Source organism: Pseudoalteromonas haloplanktis ATCC 14393, assembly GCF_000238355.1.
Taxonomy (GTDB): Bacteria; Pseudomonadota; Gammaproteobacteria; order Enterobacterales; family Alteromonadaceae; genus Pseudoalteromonas; species Pseudoalteromonas haloplanktis.
In genome coordinates, this window is record NZ_AHCA01000009.1 from 22,769 (window position 1) to 39,498 (window position 16,730).

The 16,730-nt window shown below is 41.1% G+C and carries 20 protein-coding genes and 1 tRNA gene; 3 read left to right on the forward strand and 18 right to left on the reverse strand.

Annotated features, from left to right (window positions below):
• Window positions 1-58 precede the first annotated feature (58 nt).
• Genes PHAL_RS0115895 through PHAL_RS0115905 form a run of 3 tightly spaced genes read right to left on the reverse strand, consistent with a single transcriptional unit; the run spans window position 59 to window position 2,448 of the window.
• Entirely contained in the window at window positions 59-1,117 is a 1,059-nt protein-coding gene (locus PHAL_RS0115895; protein WP_016709415.1) for a succinylglutamate desuccinylase/aspartoacylase family protein, read from the reverse strand.
• On the reverse strand, window positions 1,104-2,009 hold the full coding sequence (gene rimK / locus PHAL_RS0115900; RefSeq protein ID WP_016709416.1) for a 30S ribosomal protein S6--L-glutamate ligase: 906 nt from the start codon (window positions 2,007-2,009) through the stop codon (window positions 1,104-1,106). Before rimK ends, PHAL_RS0115895 begins: the two co-directional genes overlap by 14 nt.
• Window positions 2,010-2,019: 10 nt before the next feature.
• Window positions 2,020-2,448: an ATP-dependent zinc protease family protein gene (locus tag PHAL_RS0115905; protein WP_016709417.1), complete on the reverse strand. Its 429-nt coding sequence runs from the start codon at window positions 2,446-2,448 to the stop codon at window positions 2,020-2,022.
• A gap of 150 nt (window positions 2,449-2,598) precedes the next feature.
• On the opposite strand from PHAL_RS0115905, the gene PHAL_RS0115910 reads away from it, so the two are divergent.
• A complete protein-coding gene (locus PHAL_RS0115910; protein WP_016709418.1) occupies window positions 2,599-3,570 on the forward strand; it encodes a zinc transporter ZntB in 972 nt (323 codons plus the stop codon).
• Here PHAL_RS0115910 and PHAL_RS0115915 read toward each other — a convergent pair.
• The 7 genes from PHAL_RS0115915 to PHAL_RS0115945 all read right to left on the reverse strand — a co-directional run bounded on the left by PHAL_RS0115915 (window position 3,548) and on the right by PHAL_RS0115945 (window position 9,488).
• Window positions 3,548-3,772 carry a Rho-binding antiterminator gene (locus PHAL_RS0115915; RefSeq protein ID WP_016709419.1) on the reverse strand — a complete coding sequence of 75 codons (225 nt, stop codon included), beginning with the start codon at window positions 3,770-3,772 and terminating at the stop codon, window positions 3,548-3,550. The two genes, PHAL_RS0115910 and PHAL_RS0115915, sit on opposite strands and share 23 nt — an antisense overlap.
• Window positions 3,773-3,797: 25 nt before the next feature.
• Window positions 3,798-4,076, reverse strand: coding sequence for a DUF3325 family protein (locus PHAL_RS0115920; RefSeq protein ID WP_016709420.1), 279 nt, complete (start codon window positions 4,074-4,076; stop codon window positions 3,798-3,800).
• The gene (locus PHAL_RS0115925) at window positions 4,076-4,420 is read right to left on the reverse strand and encodes a hypothetical protein (protein ID WP_016709421.1); all 345 of its coding nucleotides are present in this window, start codon (window positions 4,418-4,420) and stop codon (window positions 4,076-4,078) included. Before PHAL_RS0115925 ends, PHAL_RS0115920 begins: the two co-directional genes overlap by 1 nt.
• Window positions 4,417-5,964 carry a PepSY-associated TM helix domain-containing protein gene (locus PHAL_RS0115930; RefSeq protein WP_029216200.1) on the reverse strand — a complete coding sequence of 516 codons (1,548 nt, stop codon included), beginning with the start codon at window positions 5,962-5,964 and terminating at the stop codon, window positions 4,417-4,419. The genes PHAL_RS0115925 and PHAL_RS0115930 overlap by 4 nt, the downstream gene beginning before the upstream one ends.
• A 94-nt stretch (window positions 5,965-6,058) precedes the next feature.
• Entirely contained in the window at window positions 6,059-8,209 is a 2,151-nt protein-coding gene (locus PHAL_RS0115935; protein ID WP_016709423.1) for a TonB-dependent siderophore receptor, read from the reverse strand.
• A gap of 226 nt (window positions 8,210-8,435) precedes the next feature.
• Window positions 8,436-9,098, reverse strand: coding sequence for a hypothetical protein (locus tag PHAL_RS0115940; protein WP_016709424.1), 663 nt, complete (start codon window positions 9,096-9,098; stop codon window positions 8,436-8,438).
• A 315-nt stretch (window positions 9,099-9,413) separates the two neighbouring features.
• Window positions 9,414-9,488: transfer RNA gene (locus PHAL_RS0115945), tRNA-Arg, on the reverse strand.
• Window positions 9,489-9,742: 254 nt separating this feature from the next.
• Between PHAL_RS0115945 and PHAL_RS0115950 the strand changes: the two genes are divergently transcribed.
• Window positions 9,743-9,925 carry a hypothetical protein gene (locus PHAL_RS0115950; protein WP_016709425.1) on the forward strand — a complete coding sequence of 61 codons (183 nt, stop codon included), beginning with the start codon at window positions 9,743-9,745 and terminating at the stop codon, window positions 9,923-9,925.
• On the opposite strand, the gene PHAL_RS0115955 is transcribed toward PHAL_RS0115950, so the two are convergent.
• The 3 genes from PHAL_RS0115955 to PHAL_RS0115965 are packed head-to-tail and all read right to left on the reverse strand — an operon-like array spanning window position 9,922 to window position 11,648.
• Window positions 9,922-10,740 carry a phosphotransferase gene (locus PHAL_RS0115955; protein ID WP_016709426.1) on the reverse strand — a complete coding sequence of 273 codons (819 nt, stop codon included), beginning with the start codon at window positions 10,738-10,740 and terminating at the stop codon, window positions 9,922-9,924. The genes PHAL_RS0115950 and PHAL_RS0115955 overlap by 4 nt on opposite strands.
• An 8-nt stretch (window positions 10,741-10,748) precedes the next feature.
• Window positions 10,749-11,372 (reverse strand): nicotinamide riboside transporter PnuC, encoded by a 624-nt coding sequence (pnuC, locus tag PHAL_RS0115960; RefSeq protein WP_016709427.1) that lies wholly within the window; start codon window positions 11,370-11,372, stop codon window positions 10,749-10,751.
• Between the two features lie 24 nt (window positions 11,373-11,396).
• A complete protein-coding gene (locus tag PHAL_RS0115965) occupies window positions 11,397-11,648 on the reverse strand; it encodes a hypothetical protein (RefSeq protein ID WP_016709428.1) in 252 nt (83 codons plus the stop codon).
• Window positions 11,649-11,780: 132 nt separating this feature from the next.
• On the opposite strand from PHAL_RS0115965, the gene PHAL_RS0115970 reads away from it, so the two are divergent.
• Window positions 11,781-12,020, forward strand: coding sequence for a DUF2960 domain-containing protein (locus PHAL_RS0115970; RefSeq protein WP_016709429.1), 240 nt, complete (start codon window positions 11,781-11,783; stop codon window positions 12,018-12,020).
• Between the two features lie 23 nt (window positions 12,021-12,043).
• Here the strand turns inward: PHAL_RS0115970 and alr are convergent, their stop codons facing one another.
• From alr to PHAL_RS0115995, 5 genes are all read right to left on the reverse strand, one after another.
• Window positions 12,044-13,123: an alanine racemase gene (gene alr, locus PHAL_RS0115975; RefSeq protein ID WP_016709430.1), complete on the reverse strand. Its 1,080-nt coding sequence runs from the start codon at window positions 13,121-13,123 to the stop codon at window positions 12,044-12,046.
• Window positions 13,123-14,502: a replicative DNA helicase gene (gene dnaB / locus PHAL_RS0115980; RefSeq protein ID WP_016709432.1), complete on the reverse strand. Its 1,380-nt coding sequence runs from the start codon at window positions 14,500-14,502 to the stop codon at window positions 13,123-13,125. Before dnaB ends, alr begins: the two co-directional genes overlap by 1 nt.
• A 110-nt stretch (window positions 14,503-14,612) precedes the next feature.
• Complete coding sequence (locus PHAL_RS0115985) at window positions 14,613-15,554, reverse strand: DUF4097 family beta strand repeat-containing protein (protein WP_016709433.1); 942 nt, start codon at window positions 15,552-15,554, stop codon at window positions 14,613-14,615.
• An 11-nt stretch (window positions 15,555-15,565) separates the two neighbouring features.
• The gene (locus PHAL_RS0115990; protein ID WP_016709434.1) at window positions 15,566-16,048 is read right to left on the reverse strand and encodes a hypothetical protein; all 483 of its coding nucleotides are present in this window, start codon (window positions 16,046-16,048) and stop codon (window positions 15,566-15,568) included.
• Window positions 16,035-16,586, reverse strand: a complete 552-nt coding sequence (locus PHAL_RS0115995) for an RNA polymerase sigma factor (RefSeq protein ID WP_016709435.1) — start codon at window positions 16,584-16,586, stop codon at window positions 16,035-16,037. Before PHAL_RS0115995 ends, PHAL_RS0115990 begins: the two co-directional genes overlap by 14 nt.
• Between the last annotated feature and the right edge of the window lie 144 nt (window positions 16,587-16,730).

The following is a 16,730-nucleotide window of genomic DNA, read 5'->3' on the forward strand; positions in this document are numbered from 1 at the left end:
AGAAAAAACCTTTTCAGCGGCTTTTTAAACCAATGTGTTCGTAAATCTCTTAAGCAGACTAATTATTTAAATCAGCAGTTTTTAACTCATCTTCAAGATCACTAATTTCATCAATAAAGGTTTCTAACTGTTGCTCTACTAAGCTATTCGCGTGGGCAAAATAAGCTAAGTGGAACACGGCATCCCCTTCATTAACTAATGGCATTGTTTGTTGCCCTATAACAATACCACTGCGTGGAGCTAACAGCTCAAGCTCTGAGTCGCCTAATGGGCTGCTGATATATGCTAATATCTGGCCCTTCATTACGCGCTCACCTAATGATACTTGTGCACGTACAATACCATCAACCTCTGCACGCACCCAACTGGTCGAGCTCGCGATGATAGGTTCAGGCAGCTTTTTAGCACGCTTACCACGGATCATTTTTAAATGTCGCATCACGTAATCTACGCCTTGCATACCTGCGGCAATGGCTATTGGGTCAAAACGTAATGCTTCACCTGCTTCATAGGTAATAACTGGAATACCTAAGTTAGCAGCTTCGCTACGCAATGAGCCATTACGTAAAGAGGCATCAATCACCGCCGGCGTACCAAATGCTTTAGCCATTTGTGCTGTGGCTTCATCACTTAAATTGGCACGGATTTGTGGCAAGTTAGTACGATGAATCGCCCCAGTATGTAAATCAATAATGTGCGTACAGTGAACGGCCACTTGCGAAAAGAACATATGCGCCATACGTCCTGCAAGAGAGCCACGAGTAGAACCCGGAAAGCTACGATTCATGTCGCGACGATCGGGTAGATAACGTGACTTATGGATAAAGCCAAATACATTCACAATAGGCACCGCAATTAACGTACCCCGTAACTGAGACGGATCTATTTTCGCTAATAATTGGCGTACTACTTCAACACCATTGAGTTCATCACCATGAATTGCTGCGCAGACCATTAACACTGGGCCAGCTTGCACTCCATTCACTACTTCGATAGGAATATTTAACGGTGAGTGGGTGTACAGCTTTGCAGCTTCCAAGGCCAGTGTTTTACGCTCGCCTACACCTACCGTTTCACCTAATAAAGTAAACGCACTATTGATTTTAACCTTTGCCACGCGTTGCGGTCCTTTTAGTCGCAGCGGTTTTTTCGATAAATTCGATCACCATGCCTGCAATATCTTTTCCTGTCGCCACTTCAATACCTTCAAGACCTGGTGATGAATTTACTTCCATTACCAAAGGCCCGCGAGATGAGCGAAGTAAGTCAACCCCAGCTACATTCAAGCCCATCGCTTTAGCCGCAGCCACAGCTGTTCTACGTTCTTCAGGCGTGATACGCACTAATGTTGCACTGCCACCGCGGTGTAAATTAGAACGAAACTCGCCTTCTTGTGCTTGACGCTTCATCGCGGCAATCACTTTATCACCTAATACAAAACAGCGAATATCAGCACCACCCGCTTCTTTAATATACTCTTGCACCATAATGTTAGCTTTTAGACCCATAAAGGCTTCAATAACACTTTCTGCTGCTTTACGCGTTTCAGCTAACACCACACCAATACCTTGTGTACCCTCGAGCAATTTAATGACCACGGGTGCACCACCTACCATTTCAAGTAAGTCTTTCACATCGTCTGGTTTACTAGCAAAGCCTGTTACTGGCATGCCTACGCCTTTGCGCGACAATAACTGTAACGAGCGTAATTTATCTCGCGAACGTGAAATTGCCACAGACTCATTAACAGGAAACACATTCATCATTTCAAATTGACGTAATACGGCGCAACCATAAAACGTAACCGAAGCACCAATACGCGGGATAATGGTATCAAAGTCTTTTAGATTTTCACCGCGGTAGTGGATCTCTGGTTGTTCAGAGTTAATGTTCATGTAGCAACGTAATGCATCAATCACTTTCACTTCATGACCACGCAACTGGGCAGCCTCGATTAAACGACGTGTTGAATATAAATTTTTGTTGCGAGATAAAATACCGATTTTCATAGTTAATACCTTAACTATCTAATAAATGAGATAAAGCCGGATCAACGACTATACGATTTTCCATGGCTGTACGCCCTAATAACATTCTAAATTTCATGCTGGCTCGACTGGTTAAAGTCACCTCAATAGTCCAACTTTGACCACCTGCACAGAGCTGAGTTTCAATAAAATACCGTAACTCCCGTTGCCCACTTGAGCTAGTTACATACTTCATCTTTTTTACTTTAGCATGACACTGCACTTGAGTATGTTCGTCTTCTTGTAAAGGCTGGGCAGTAAACTTCACCCATTTTTCACCTTCTAGTTCATATTCTTCAATATTAAGTGCATGGATACATGAGGTACGGGCACCCGTATCAATTTTAGCCTTAATTTGATTAATGCCAAGCTCAGGTAAACTTAACCACTCACGCCAACCAACAATTATCTTTGCCGTCATAAATGTGCCCTTTAATAAAAAACTGTCTTATACGCTACACGAGTAAAAACACCAATGAAATAAATTTATTAAGTCGATGAGTCAATTTGATTGACCTAAGTCTTTCAATAGTCAACTATATTAACCATACAGCAATTAAGGGAATTTACTATGTTCAATGGTTTACTTCACGCACTTACCCTCGATGAGCAGGGCGGAGCGCATATAATAGAGAGCAGCACTGACTTAAATAATTGGCAACCTGAGCAAGGAAAACTCTGGGTCCATCTAGATTATAGTCAAGCTGATGCTATTGAGTGGCTAAAAAACAGTGAACTACTCACTGATTATGAGCTAGCTTCATTAACTGCCGATGAAACGCGGCCTCGGATCACCAAAGTCACCAACGGCTGTATGTTATTTTTACGTGGCGTTAATCTAAATCCGGCACAAAGCCCAGAAGACATGGTGTCTATTCGTTTATTCATTAATGAAAACATCGTGATCACGACACGCAAACGCCGCCTACTTTCGGTACAAGATGTGCTTATGTCATTAACAGAAAAAGCCGGCCCCTGCAGTATTTCTGAGCTTGTTTGCCAATTAACGCATAATCTTACTTCTCGTATGCAAGGCGTTATTGATAACTTAGACGATTCTCTTGACGAGTTTGAAGATGAAATTGACGAGCCAACAAAACGTTTCGATAACCAAGGTTTGTCGCAATTACGTCGTCAAACCATTGGCTTAAAGCGCTATCTAAAACCGCAAAAAGAAGCGCTTACCATGCTAATGACAAACCGCTATAGCTGGTTAGATGAAAATGATAAAGCGAAACTAAATGAAACAACCAACTTACTTATTCGTTTTATTGAAGAGTTAGACAACTCGATTGAACGAGCACAAATTATTCAGCAAACGATTACCAGCCAAGTTTCTGAGCAGCTTAATCAGCGTATGTATGTCATGTCGGTCGTTGCCGCATTGTTTTTACCACTAGGCTTTTTAACTGGATTGCTCGGCGTCAATGTCGGCGGTATCCCGGGCACTGAAAGTCCTTATGCGTTTAGCGCCTTTGTAATTTTTCTGGTAGTCCTGACTGGTGCAATTGGCGTGTACTTTAAAAATAAGCGATGGCTTTGATCTGGTCAAGGCGAACTAAATGTTCGCCTTGACCTTCACATTTAATAAGTAAAAACTCCCCCTGCCCTTTATAGTTCTCAAGATTAATAGCTTTACCAATTAACGTTTCATCATCCGTTGTTGTAATTGTGACCTTAGCTTGCTGTATACAAAAAAGTTCAAGCTGATCGTAAACTGTACATTTTATAGGCTGATAAGTCATAACAATAAACTCCTATACTCAACGATTAGTAACGCTTACCTCGTTTCCTAGTCAAGATAGTCACGACGGCCAATGCGCTCAACGACAATTGCCCACACCACCATACAATGGCCGAGCCTGCATTTAATTGCGTGATATTTATTAACAAGGAAAGACTAATAATGAGCAAACCAGCAGATAAATAGATCTGCTCACCAATGGCTGATATTGGCGTCAAAGCAAACGTTTTACGGTGCCTTGCCATTCCCAATGCTAATACTATAAAACCAATAAGGCTAATAATTAAACTGATAAATAATATCATCAACGAGACTCCACAGGCTGATGATTTTTATGCAACATATCACCGGCATACAATGCAGCGCTAGAGATCACAATACCAGCAATAATAATTACACTACACCGCATTAATTTATTACTGGCAAATATCCACATAACTAAACAACAATATAAGACGATACCAATCAGCATCAACCATAACATCAGTGTGGCTTTACTCAGGTGAAATAAAGCACTGCCTAAGCTTGCTACGCCAGCGATAAACACACTTAAAAAAATGAATCCTAGAACACTTGCCAGCACGACTCGCCATAATATTTGCATACCCTTAGCATTGCTGATTGCTTGTAAAAAAGCCTTGATTGTCATTGTACGACTCCTCGTGGCGGCCTTTTAGGACGAGCAATCACAGCTGGCTCATATCCTTTACGCCAAACTATATACGCAATATAAATAAACAACCCTCCGGTAAAAAATAACAATAAATCCATAAACAGCAAAGTGGCATCTCGCTCAAATTGATAGTTGAGAATGTGGCGTGAAGTAGTAAAAATACTGATTACAGGTAATGCTAAATAACTCACGCCTGTAATAAAGCTCAGTTCTTGCCAGCTGTGTTTGCACCCTCTTAGTATCGGGTAAACAAACGCCATAAGCCAAACAATAAAAAAACAATGAATTTCCCATTCGGCACGACTTTCAAGCTGCAAAGGTAGTAACCGGTTTGCAGCAAAATACCCCGAAATAGCTAAAGGTAGACCTATAATAGATGCTAAGTTAGTCACATCCATGATTTTATAACCTATGCGAAAACGTGGATTCATTTTTTGCTTACGTTTATTAGACCAAAGCAACAGGCCTGTGCCGACCATGGCTGTTCCCATGATCCCAGACAAGAAATACAGCCAACGTAGCGAAGTATCAGCAAAACGCCCGGCATGCAGACTAATCATGGTTCGTCGGGTTTGCTCTGCTGCGTTTGTTACCCCTGAGTCATGCAATAGTTCACCTGTGACACCATGGTATCTAAGTGTTCGGTAATCTGAAGTGAGTTCTTCGGTTGCATTTTCATACACTTCCACCATAGCGTTACTATCGCCAGGGTTACTTACAATAATTGAGCCGATACCAGCGTGCCCTAACTGAGCTTTGGCGCTGTTGTAAATATCCCCAAGAGGAAGTAATTGTGCTTTTTCTCCTGACGCTTTTAAAGCTGGGGCTTGATCGCTAAATGCCGAGAAGAAGCTACGTCTATCCCCATCGCCCATATTCATCGCCCATGAGAAGTACATAAGCATTAATGTCACTATCCCTGTGTAAGTGATCATAATATGAAAAGGAAGCGCAAGTACTGAACACACAGTGTGGCTATTGAGCCAGCTTTTTGCTCCTTTGTTAAATTGCAGTGTAAAAAAGTCTTTGAATATTTTTTTGTGAACCACAATGCCGGTTATAATTCCCACCAGCATCAACATTGCTGCTATGCCCACTAGCCAACGGGCATAAAATACCGGCATATAATGTAAATCAAAGTGAAACCGGTATAAAAACTCGCCTCCACGCGTTGCGCGGCTGTTAATTTCGTTACCTTGTTCATCAAGGCGAGCAACACTAAATCGGCCTGTAGTATTTTTATCACGCCAATAAGCGACAATCGGCGAAAAACGTTCATTAGGCGGCACTATGGTCCAGCGCGGAGCGTTTTCTGTATGCGTATTTAAATAAGCCTGAGCCTGATTAATCGCTTTGTCTTTATGTTGGATCTGCTCTACTTCTGGTTGCATCCAATGAGTAATTTCATATTGAAAATACGCCAATGTCCCAGTTAAAAACACAGCAAATAAAAGGCAACCTAGCACCACACAAGACCATGTGTGTAACCAGTTCATGCTGTCTCTAAAACGTAATTTCACTTAATTTTTCCTACTTACATAAAACACTAAAGGCGCACTGGTCGCCTTTAGTAAATTACAGCGGACGAGCGGTCCGCTTATCATTGTGTTCAGCTTAAAAGTTATAGCTAAAGCTCACTGATACACTACGTGGCGCGCCATAGCGATAGAGGTTTGATCTACCTGCAGTCATATAGTTATAGTACTTTTCGTCAAACAGGTTGTTAACGTTAGCTTGCACTTTCATTGCCTCGTTAATGTCATAACGCGCCATTAAATTAACCAGCGCATATGAACCTTGCTCTACGTTAACCGTACTGCCTTGTGCATAAGATTTACTTTGCCAATTGACACCACCACCGACTGTCAGATCAGGTAATTGCTCAACAAATTGATAGGTGGTAAACAATTTAAACTGCTTACGAGGTGCCGAGGTATTTACTTTAACATCATCCGCATCTTCCGCTTCAAACTGCGAGTAACCAGCAGAGATATTCCAACCATCGACTGGTTCACCCATTACTTCAAACTCAAAACCACGACTTTGCGTGCCCTCAGCACCATAATAAGCTGACATCTGTTCTGCAGTCGGTACGTAATTTGGATCTTCAACGGCTAAGTTGTCCTGTTGAATATCAAAAATCGCAAGTGACGTTTGTAGACGCTCGTCAAAGTAAGCACTCTTCAAGCCGATTTCACTTGCTTTACCATCGATTGGATCGAGGTATTCACCATTAGCATCTAAGTTATTCTGTGGTTTGAATATTTCAGTGTAGCTTGCATAAATACGGTGCTGAGAGTTCAGATCATATAAGGCACCAAAGTAGGGAACAAACACGCCTGAGTTGCCGTAATTTTGCTCTGCACCGTAGTAATAACGCTTACGATCCCACGATGAAATACGCCCACCACCAATCACTTTAAATGCATCAGTAATCGAAATACGTGTAGCAGCGTAAAAGCCTTTTTGCTCAGTATCATTATCGTCTTGTACTGTGGCTTCTTCAGTCCAGTTTGGCTCTGCAATTGAATCGCCGGCAAAGTTATAGAAGTCATCAATTGGCACAGCATCCCATGCGGTACCACCAATAATAGGATCAGGATCACGTGTACTGGTTGTGCCTGCTTGTTTTGAATACAAAGCACCTAGCACAAAGTCATGAGTTTGATCGAATAAGTTGTATTGGCCTTTTAATTGTAAATCAAAGCTATCTTGCTCTGTGGTACCAAACGAGAAATAACGCTGGCCAGTTAAACCGGCACCAGTTTCTTTATCAAGCGCACCATATACATAGAATAATTTTGTTTCTTTGTCGTATTCTGAGTGGTTGTAATTAGCAACAAACTGCCAGCCATTTGAGAATACATGCTCAAGTGAAGCAAAATAATTGGTGTGCTCAGTTTCCCAGCGCGTCCAATCTACTGCTGTGGTTTTTGATACATCCCAATCTGCTGCTGTACCGTCTGTATAATAAGCGGGTAATGCACCCCACACTGGCCCATGTGGATCACTTTTTTGATAGCTACCGCCTACACGAAAAATAGTGTCTGCAGTTAAATCCGTTTCTAATACACCGTAAAAAATCTTTTTATTTTCTTCGTATAAGTCAATGTAAGACTCGCTATCAACGACTTTAGCAACAACACGTCCACGCACTGAACCACTGTCGTTCAAGCCATTGGCAAGATCAACGGTTAGCTCTTTTTTATTCCAGCTACCTACCGATAAATCAACATAGCCTGTTAAATCAGTGTTACTTGCACGCTTACGAACCAGGTTAATTGATGCAGACGGGTCGCCTGCACCAGTTAATAAGCCAGTAGCACCACGAACAAACTCAACTCGCTCATAAATGGCCACATCCGCTGATGTTTCTCCTGAATCCCCAGCCAAACTCCATGATAATGGCACACCATCTATTTGATAATTAGATACGCTAAAACCACGCGACTGCATAGTGTTACGGATGTTATCCATTTTTGATGATGATAAACCTACGGTGTTATCAACCGCATCAATAATGGTATCAAGATCTTGGTCACGAATACGTTCAGCAGTGAATACAGTGACTGATTGAGGAGTTTCACGGATAGATAAGCCTAATCCTGTGGCAGTATCGATGTTTTCATTAACAATATATTTGCCGTTAACAGTGATTTTTTCTATTTTATTTTCGTCTTTACTGTCGCTTTCTGCAGCAGCTAGATTCATTGACATTAGCGCGACACTGACAGCTGTCGCAATTGGCAGTAGGGTAAAATGCATGGTAATACTCTAATAAGAAAAACAACAACGCAAAAGATATCACGAATGATAACTACTTGCATCAATTATTATAATATAATACCACTTGAAGAAGTCACAATGTCAAATCTATCCACCATGTAAACTAATGCTCTATAAATACGCTTTGCAACTATTAAAAAAATACTTAACTTAAATTCGAGATAAGCAACTTAACAAAACATAAAGTGCTTACCTCTAACTTTAATTACTTAACTTGAAAACTAATTGTTACAATATTATACGTACTATCAACCTGATTACCGGCAATCACCGCCTTACCCGCAACCGGATGATCACTCGAAATAATATAGGTTCCTTGTTCTTCGCTAGTAACTGTTAGTTGACCATGTTTATCTGTAATTGTTTTTACTTGGTGCTTAGGTGTTTGCACTAATACTTCATGATCAACAACCGGTTTATTTTTATAAACAAGTGTGAAGGTATCCCCGTTTGATTTAGTTGGTACAAATTCAAGCTCTTGCTTTGCTTGGATCTCTTCACGGCCTGCTTTCGCAAATAACTTAGCCGCTTGAAATGTATCTGTATCTTGCTCTGATACTTTTTCCATTTTCCAAGGCTTCCATAAATCATCCGTAAACGCTCTTACATCCCCTTGTTCAGTAAGCTCTGCTGACCAAAAGTTTTGCTGTTGAGTCAGTGCTAAAGTCGACTCTGTTGAATCTACAAATACTTTTGTATTCTTCAGCCCTGCAATTTTATCGCCGGACTCAGGCTCCCCAGGCTCACCTAAATACAATTTTACAGCATCACCTTTCGCCGACTTTACCAACCAAATTTCATGTGCAATCGCAAAGTTACTACACGTTAAAAGCGCAGCAATAAAAAGAGAATTTTTTAGGCTTTTCATTAGATTTCCTTTAAGTCTGTTAATAATTCATTTAGCAAATGGTCTAAAACTCAGCTTTAAATTAAAAGTACACAAAAGCTAACCGCACTTATCAATCTACCTTCACCGCAATGCCAAGTAGTAAGCGACGTTGCTCAACACCGCGATAACAATAATGATTATCAATTGAATTTGCAATAACTTGAGGTGCTTTTTAGCTCGCTAGAATGGTTAAATATTTAAGTTGGTTGGTATTAGCTAGACAAACAAAAGGGAGTAATTAGAAAAAAAATAGCGAATTCTATTTAGTTCGATAATAACTTGTAGATTAGCAAATGGCGCTCTCGGTAGGGATCGAACCTACAACTTAGCCTCCGGAGGGCCACGTGATATCCATTTCACCACGAGAGCACATTTGTGCCACCACACTAACTCGCGATATCAGTGCTTAGGCGCAGCAATAATAAAGGCATCTGCAATGAATTGCCAGCATCTATCGCCTAGTTGATTATAAAACAAACGAAATAGAATAAATTACTTCACAAGTAAGCAAAAAACCGCTATTAAATTATACTTAATGAAAATAAATAACCATTTTGCAACATATCAATGCCCGTCGAACAACTTATAAGGCGCTTGTAAAAGGTTTAACACGAGGAAGTATTATGAGTTTAATGTCAACCGAGCAAGTCGCAGAATTTTTAGGTGTTAAAACTGAGCGTGTAAAGCGTTTAGCCAGAGAAAGCTTACTGATCGCAAAAGGTGAAGACGCTAATGGCGATCCGCAGTTTGATGCCGATGAAGTTGCAAAGTATAAAGAACTAGCCGCTCGTTTTGGCGGTCTTTAATTACTGCTTTTACGGTTAATTAAACGATCTAACTGCGTACGTAATAATGATACTTTATCTTCGACTGAGCGTGCGCTGTACCAACAAATACATAAAACTAAAAAGACCACTTGATAACACTCTAACTTGTTTATGCTGCAATAAAACTGCTGACCATCAGGTAAAAGTTGTTGATAGTGTGCCAACAAATTAGTTTTTTGCTTATCATCAAGCGAAAAACTAACTACCAGCGCGGCTAAATCAAAGTAAACATCGTTGTACTTCGCGTATTCAAAATCAATTAAGAACATCCCCTGCTGATTAACTATAATATTTTCCTTCACCAAATCATTATGGCAAAAGCCGCCATCGCGAGGAAACAAAGCTATTTGCTGCAATGCTTTTGCAATACTCACTTGGTAATACTGATATAAGGGCGTTTGTTGATAAAAAGCGAGTTCATCATTGATGTTCATTGGTACTGTTTGGGCATGATAACCATGTAAAGTGACTAACTTTTTTAAAAGCTCTGTAGTGTAATTCCCTTGTGCAATATCGCCCTCTAAGTAATCAAAAATAGCGATTTTATTGGCTTTATCAGTCCAAAGTGGCTGTGGGCAAATACCTTGTGCTGCAAAATCGGCTTGCGCTATTAAACCAACTTCAGGCCAATGATCACGATAACACTTTAATAAATAAGCCTGTGGCTGGTGCTTCCACTGTGCACGTACTAAAAAATTATCGTTACTCAAACCGCTATGTAATCGTTCGCTGCTAACGATGTTTAATTGCGAGTTAAAAGCGGCAAAAATGCCGCTAATTTCGTGACCTGTCATAGTGCTTCTTATAGTTGTGCTAACGGCTTAGCTTGAGTTTGCTCGTACTCTTCGTACCAAGTTTTAAATGCCCACGCCGCCATAATGGTGTAAAACACAAAAAGCACCAGTGTAGGGTAATATCCTTTCTCATAATATAAGTACATAGACGCCGCATCGATCACTATCCAATATAGCCAGTTTTCAAGCACTTTTTTTGCAACCAAGTAAGTAGTAACAACGGCAAAGCAAGTTGTAAAGCTGTCTAAATAGGCAAAATCTGCATGGGTATAATTACTCATTACATACCCTAAGACTACAGCCACAATTGACGTGCCCATAATGATCAATAAATGCTGATTTAAACGCCATGACGTTATAGCTAATTCAAGCTTATTTTCTCCTCCTTTACGCCATGCAAGCCAGCCATAAACTGCCATATACATATAGTAAAAGTGCAATAGCGATTCCATCAGTAAGGCACCATTCCAATACATGATGGTATAAATTAAAGTACTAAAAAATGCCGCAGGCCAACACCACAAGCTCTCTTTAATAGCCAGCAGTAAATACGCCATCGACAAAGCTACAGCGATATATTCCCAGTGCGACATGGCCGTAAAGCCTGCAAGCGTTTGCGTGATAAAATCCATGTTGACTCTCTAAGAAGTTAACGGTTATTCAGGAGAAAGATCACCATTGAGAAATTTGCACACAAAAATGGCTTTACCAAACTCTTCATATGAACGTTTAATCTCTGTGCTAAGCACGGACATAACGAGATCATAATCACCAAAAATTTGCGTTGATAACGTATTGGTAATCACTTTTAAGTCATCGTAACTATTTAAACGGTCAATAAAACCTTTAATAAAAGGAATGTAATCTTGATGTAGTGGGTATTTGCTGATCTCAACAGTTAGTTTCATGATGTTCCTTTGCTGCGGCTACAAAATAAGTCACCATTGTAACTTGAGCTTAGCCACAAGTCATTCAAAGGTAGAGAGGATGACGAATAAGGTATAAAATCAGGGCAATATAATTCAATTTACGAGTTCCCCATGGCACGACGCATTACGTATAAGTTTAAAAATCAACCGCGCGAAATTAATTTTGCTAAAGATAAGTACCACGATATGTACCAAGCCATTGCAGCCGCTGAAGGGATTGATTTAACAAATTACTTAAAAATGGAACAGCAAATTGCTATGACCTCAAAAGGCTCTGCAGCAGTACGTAATTTTCGTGATGAAGAGTTTGCCCGTATGGGCTTCAGTGATGTGTATTTTATTAAAGAGTAACGCTTAACGTTACTCTCATTAGTTTAAGTTAAATACTCATAACTTACCCGGGGGGTGATATTACACAATAGCTCGTAAGGTATTGTTGTAGCGCACAGGGCTATTTCTTCCACGGGAAGTTCTGGCCCCCACATTACCACCTCATCGCCTACTTTGATATTGTCGCTATTATCACCAATATCCACACTGATCATGTCCATTGATACGTTCCCAGCGATACCGTAACGCTTATTACCGATGACCACAGGCGTACCATGTTTTGCATGACGCGGATAACCATCACCATATCCCATGGCAACCACAGCAAGCTTAGTCGCCTTGGCGCTGTGCCAACGACCACCATAGCCAACACATTGTCCTGCTGCTACATCACGAATTGCAATCACCTTAGTGGTTAAGCGCATCACAGGCTTTAAATCATGTTGCGCTCCGGTGCAGTTAAGCATAGGTGACACGCCATACAACATTAAACCAGGTCGCACCCAGTCACCATGCCCTGCAGGCCAAGCAATTATGCCAGCAGAATTAGCTAAACAATGGGCTTGCTGCTTTGTTGCTACTAACGAATCAAATAAACTAATTTGCTCTGCTGTTTTGGTATCGCTCACATCGTCAGCACACGAAAAATGAGTCATTAAATTAATCTCATTTTTCGCATTTGGGGTCGCCAGTAAACGCTGATAAAAATCTTCAAACTGAGTCGCAGCAATCCCTAATCGATGCATGCCCGTGTTGATTTTCAACCAACAGCTGATCGGTGCATCTAACTGGGCTTGTTCTAGCGCGACAAGTTGGTTTTCATCATGAATAATGGTTTGAAAGTTATTTGCCAATAAAATGGGTAAGTCATCTTGATGAAAAAAGCCTTCAAGTAACACTATTGGTTTAGTTAACCCACCTGCGCGCAAAGCCAAAGCCTCATCTATACGAGCAACAGCAAAGGCATCAGCTGCGTTGAGATGTTGGGCAATCTTCACTAAACCATGACCATAGGCATTGGCTTTTAAAACCGCCATAATTTTACTATCAGGGGCAAACTGACGTACTTGCGCTAGGTTATGGGCAAGTGCTTGCAGATTAATTTCGGCTATCGCTAAACGCATTAGTAATCATCATCTATTGCAGGGCCCGCGTAATTATCAAAACGCGAGAACTGACCTTGGAAAGTTAAGCGCACTTTACCGATTGGGCCGTTACGTTGTTTACCTATGATGATTTCAGCCACACCTTTTTCGGTGCTGTCTTCGTTATACACTTCATCACGGTAGATAAACATGATCAAATCGGCATCCTGCTCGATAGAGCCTGATTCACGTAAGTCAGAGTTGATTGGCCGCTTATCGGCACGTTGCTCTAGGGTACGGTTTAGCTGTGACAACGCAACAACCGGACATTGCAGCTCTTTGGCTAAGGACTTAAGTGAGCGAGATATTTCCGCAATTTCTAAGGTACGATTATCTGATAAGCTCGGTACGCGCATTAATTGCAGATAATCGACCATAATCATACTGATACCGCCATGATCGCGAGCAATACGACGCGCACGAGAACGCACATCAGTTGGCGTTAAGCCCGAGGCATCATCCACATACATCTTGCCTTTTTCCATCAACAAGCCCATGGTGGATGATAAACGCGCCCAATCTTCATCATCGAGCTGACCAGTACGTACTTTGGTTTGGTTGATGCGACCAAGTGATGCCAACATCCTCATCATGATTTGCTCCGAGGGCATCTCTAATGAGTAAATTAACACGGGTTTATCTTGGGTCATCGCAGCGTGCTCAGCTAAGTTCATCGCAAAGGTGGTTTTACCCATTGATGGACGCGCGGCAACAATGATCAAATCTGAAGGCTGCAAACCTGTGGTCATCTTGTCTAAGTCAGCATACCCAGTACTTACTCCTGTCACACCATCTTGCGGTGACTGGTAAAGCTCTTCAATTTTATCGACGGTTTTTTCTAGAATGCTGTGTAAGCTTTGTGGGCCATCGTTGCTTTTAGTGCGTTGCTCAGCAATTTTAAAAACCTTACTCTCTGCAAAATCGAGTAAATCGTGGCTGGTGCGCCCTTCGGGGTTAAATCCCGCTTCGGCAATTTCATTGGCAACACCAATCATTTCTCGCACTACGGCACGTTCACGTACAATGTTTGCGTAAGCGTCTATATTCGCCGCACTAGGTGTGTTTTTAGCGATCTCAGCTAAATAAGCAAAACCACCAATGCCACTGAGTAAATTCTTCTTCTCTAAGCTTTCAGAGATAGTGATTAAATCGATTGGATCACCCACCTCAGCAAGCTCAACCATGGCCTCAAAAATCAGCTTGTGGGTACGGGTATAAAAGTCTTGTGAAACAACCAGTTCAGCAACACGGTCAAAGGCTTGATTATCAAGCATTAAGCCACCTAAAACAGATTGCTCTGCTTCAATGGAATGAGGAGGAACTTTAAGAGTGTCGACTTGTTTATCTGGTTTAGCCATATGTAGCCATAACTTCGCAATACTAACAATGAATGGCCTCTATTCTATCGACTTGGCTAAGCCGTGCAAAGAGCAAAGCAGGATTTCTTTTCCTGCTTTGCTTAAGGAGATTAGTTTTGCTTACGTAATTCAATGCGTCCGCTGATCGTATCTATTTCAATATCTGCATCACCACCGTTAACTGCAAATTCTAATTCACTAGAAGGACCGTACTTGGCTTTTTTCACTTTATCATTGCTTAATTCATTAACGATTTTGCCATTGGCATGAGCTTCGATTTCAAAGTGAGCCGATACATTCGCAGGGAAATAAAAGTTGGCATCACCACTGACTGATTCATACGTGATCTGCGCGCCTTTTAATAACTGATTAATATGGATTTCACTTTCCCCATTAACGGTATTAATGCGTAAACTTTTCAACGCTGCAAATGCAAAATCAATATCACCGTTCACATTTTCTAAACGTACTTCTTGCGCCGCTGTTTTAGATTTAATATCGCCGTTAACCGCAGTAAAGCGCAGTGTCCCCTGTGAATCTTTATCATTAATTTCACCGTTAACAGTTTCATAGCGTATATCACCTTTTAATCCGATAGCATTAACATCACCATTGACGGTATCAACACTAATATTGCCGCTGATACTGTGTAAGTTTATATCACCGTTAACAACATCAATATCAACTCCGGCATGTAACTCTTTAGCAGTGATGTTGGCATTCACTCCCGTAAACTCAAGCTCGCTACTTTTTGGTATATAAATAGTCAGCTGTGAACCATCACCACTGTTCCAACCATTATTGTTGCGCGGCATTTTAACAATAAATTCGATGCGACCGTCTCGATCCTCTAAACGGTAACCTTGCGCTTTATCATCAAGTTCACCAGTGATCTGTAGTTGCGCTTTATCCCACCCCTCAATACGGACATCACCACGTTGGTTATCAATAAAAATGCGTTTATTAACTGGCACCTCAATTTGCTCGTTAATTTTTTCACCCGCCGTAGCTATAAACGGCAATAAAGTCAGTGCTATTAGTAATGTTTTCATGATTGTTACTCCTAAATTTGTTGCCACTTCGGTGCATGTACCTTATTAATTAAATCTAATTGCTGTTGATAAACCTGCGCCAGCATCTTTAATAACGCGGGGTTCTCAGGTTCATTCTCTAATGCTTGCTTAATTGCTCGCTCAGCATCTTCTAGCTCCGCTAACTGTTGCTGCCAATTGTCGGTCAAAGCTGGTTGGTTTTGATATTGCACCAACAAGGTTTGCTTTTGTTGGGTAAAATAGTCACTCATCGCCACACTGGTTGCAGGCTCTGCCCCCGAAAATATTAATTGCACACTTAATAAAGCGGCGACCGAGCATGCCGCAACTCCCGCTAATTTAGGCCATAAAATCGTTTTAGATTGCGACACAGGAGCATGCGTTAGTGCTTTTTCTATGCCTGGCCATAAGTCTTTTTGTGGCGTAATTTCTGAGTCAGTGTTGTTAATAGACTCAGCTAAAAAGGTTTCAAAATCTGGCTTATTCATTTTCATACCACTCTTTTAATAACTGACGGGCGCGATGAAATTGCGACTTACTCGATCCAACTGCCATACCTAACATACTGGCAATCTCTTCATGCCGGTAACCTTCTATGGCATGTAAAACAAACACCATACGCGCTCGCTCAGGGAGCCTTAGTACTAATTTATCGAGTCCATTTAATCCTTGGCAATCAGCAGCACTTTGCTCATCCATACCGCTTTGCTCGAAGCTCACCACTTTTTGCAACCAATTTTTATGTTTGCGTAAATAGCTAATCGCAATATTGCTAGTAACACTGTGCAACCAAGTAGAAAACTGTGACTGCCCTTCAAAGCTGGCTATCTTATGCCACAATTGCACAAACACTTCCTGAGTTGCATCTTCCGCATGTTCGCGATCCGCTAATAAGCGCAAGCACAAACCGTAGACCCGTTTTACATGTAACTCATAAAGTGCCGCATAGGCATTTTGATCACCGCTTTTAACACGTGTAATAAGTGTATCTTCACTTAGCTGTGTAAAAGCCTGTTTTGCATCTATCAACATCGTTGATGCTGTCCCTTTATGATTATTATTCTGAATTTAGTGTATACCCAACCATGGTGGAAATACGATCTTTCAGATGTTTTATGTTTCTTGAATAGTTAGACGTAGAGAAAGAATGAAAAGGTTTAAAGCTGGTTGAAAAAT

What these genes read in the sequence shown, in the direction of transcription:
- dnaB (WP_016709432.1), bottom strand. Translation starts at nt 14,502, where the DNA reads ATGGCTAAACCAGATAAACAAGTCGACACTCTTAAAGTTCCTCCTCAT.
- PHAL_RS0115955 (WP_016709426.1), bottom strand. Translation starts at nt 10,740, where the DNA reads ATGACAGGTCACGAAATTAGCGGCATTTTTGCCGCTTTTAACTCGCAA.
- PHAL_RS0115985 (WP_016709433.1), bottom strand. Translation starts at nt 15,554, where the DNA reads ATGAAAACATTACTAATAGCACTGACTTTATTGCCGTTTATAGCTACG.
- PHAL_RS0115950 (WP_016709425.1), top strand. Translation starts at nt 9,743, where the DNA reads ATGAGTTTAATGTCAACCGAGCAAGTCGCAGAATTTTTAGGTGTTAAA.
- PHAL_RS0115965 (WP_016709428.1), bottom strand. Translation starts at nt 11,648, where the DNA reads ATGAAACTAACTGTTGAGATCAGCAAATACCCACTACATCAAGATTAC.
- PHAL_RS0115915 (WP_016709419.1), bottom strand. Translation starts at nt 3,772, where the DNA reads ATGACTTATCAGCCTATAAAATGTACAGTTTACGATCAGCTTGAACTT.
- rimK (WP_016709416.1), bottom strand. Translation starts at nt 2,009, where the DNA reads ATGAAAATCGGTATTTTATCTCGCAACAAAAATTTATATTCAACACGT.
- PHAL_RS0115905 (WP_016709417.1), bottom strand. Translation starts at nt 2,448, where the DNA reads ATGACGGCAAAGATAATTGTTGGTTGGCGTGAGTGGTTAAGTTTACCT.
- PHAL_RS0115925 (WP_016709421.1), bottom strand. Translation starts at nt 4,420, where the DNA reads ATGACAATCAAGGCTTTTTTACAAGCAATCAGCAATGCTAAGGGTATG.
- PHAL_RS0115970 (WP_016709429.1), top strand. Translation starts at nt 11,781, where the DNA reads ATGGCACGACGCATTACGTATAAGTTTAAAAATCAACCGCGCGAAATT.
- pnuC (WP_016709427.1), bottom strand. Translation starts at nt 11,372, where the DNA reads ATGGATTTTATCACGCAAACGCTTGCAGGCTTTACGGCCATGTCGCAC.
- alr (WP_016709430.1), bottom strand. Translation starts at nt 13,123, where the DNA reads ATGCGTTTAGCGATAGCCGAAATTAATCTGCAAGCACTTGCCCATAAC.
- PHAL_RS0115920 (WP_016709420.1), bottom strand. Translation starts at nt 4,076, where the DNA reads ATGATATTATTTATCAGTTTAATTATTAGCCTTATTGGTTTTATAGTA.
- PHAL_RS0115995 (WP_016709435.1), bottom strand. Translation starts at nt 16,586, where the DNA reads ATGTTGATAGATGCAAAACAGGCTTTTACACAGCTAAGTGAAGATACA.
- PHAL_RS0115935 (WP_016709423.1), bottom strand. Translation starts at nt 8,209, where the DNA reads ATGCATTTTACCCTACTGCCAATTGCGACAGCTGTCAGTGTCGCGCTA.
- PHAL_RS0115940 (WP_016709424.1), bottom strand. Translation starts at nt 9,098, where the DNA reads ATGAAAAGCCTAAAAAATTCTCTTTTTATTGCTGCGCTTTTAACGTGT.
- PHAL_RS0115990 (WP_016709434.1), bottom strand. Translation starts at nt 16,048, where the DNA reads ATGAAAATGAATAAGCCAGATTTTGAAACCTTTTTAGCTGAGTCTATT.
- PHAL_RS0115910 (WP_016709418.1), top strand. Translation starts at nt 2,599, where the DNA reads ATGTTCAATGGTTTACTTCACGCACTTACCCTCGATGAGCAGGGCGGA.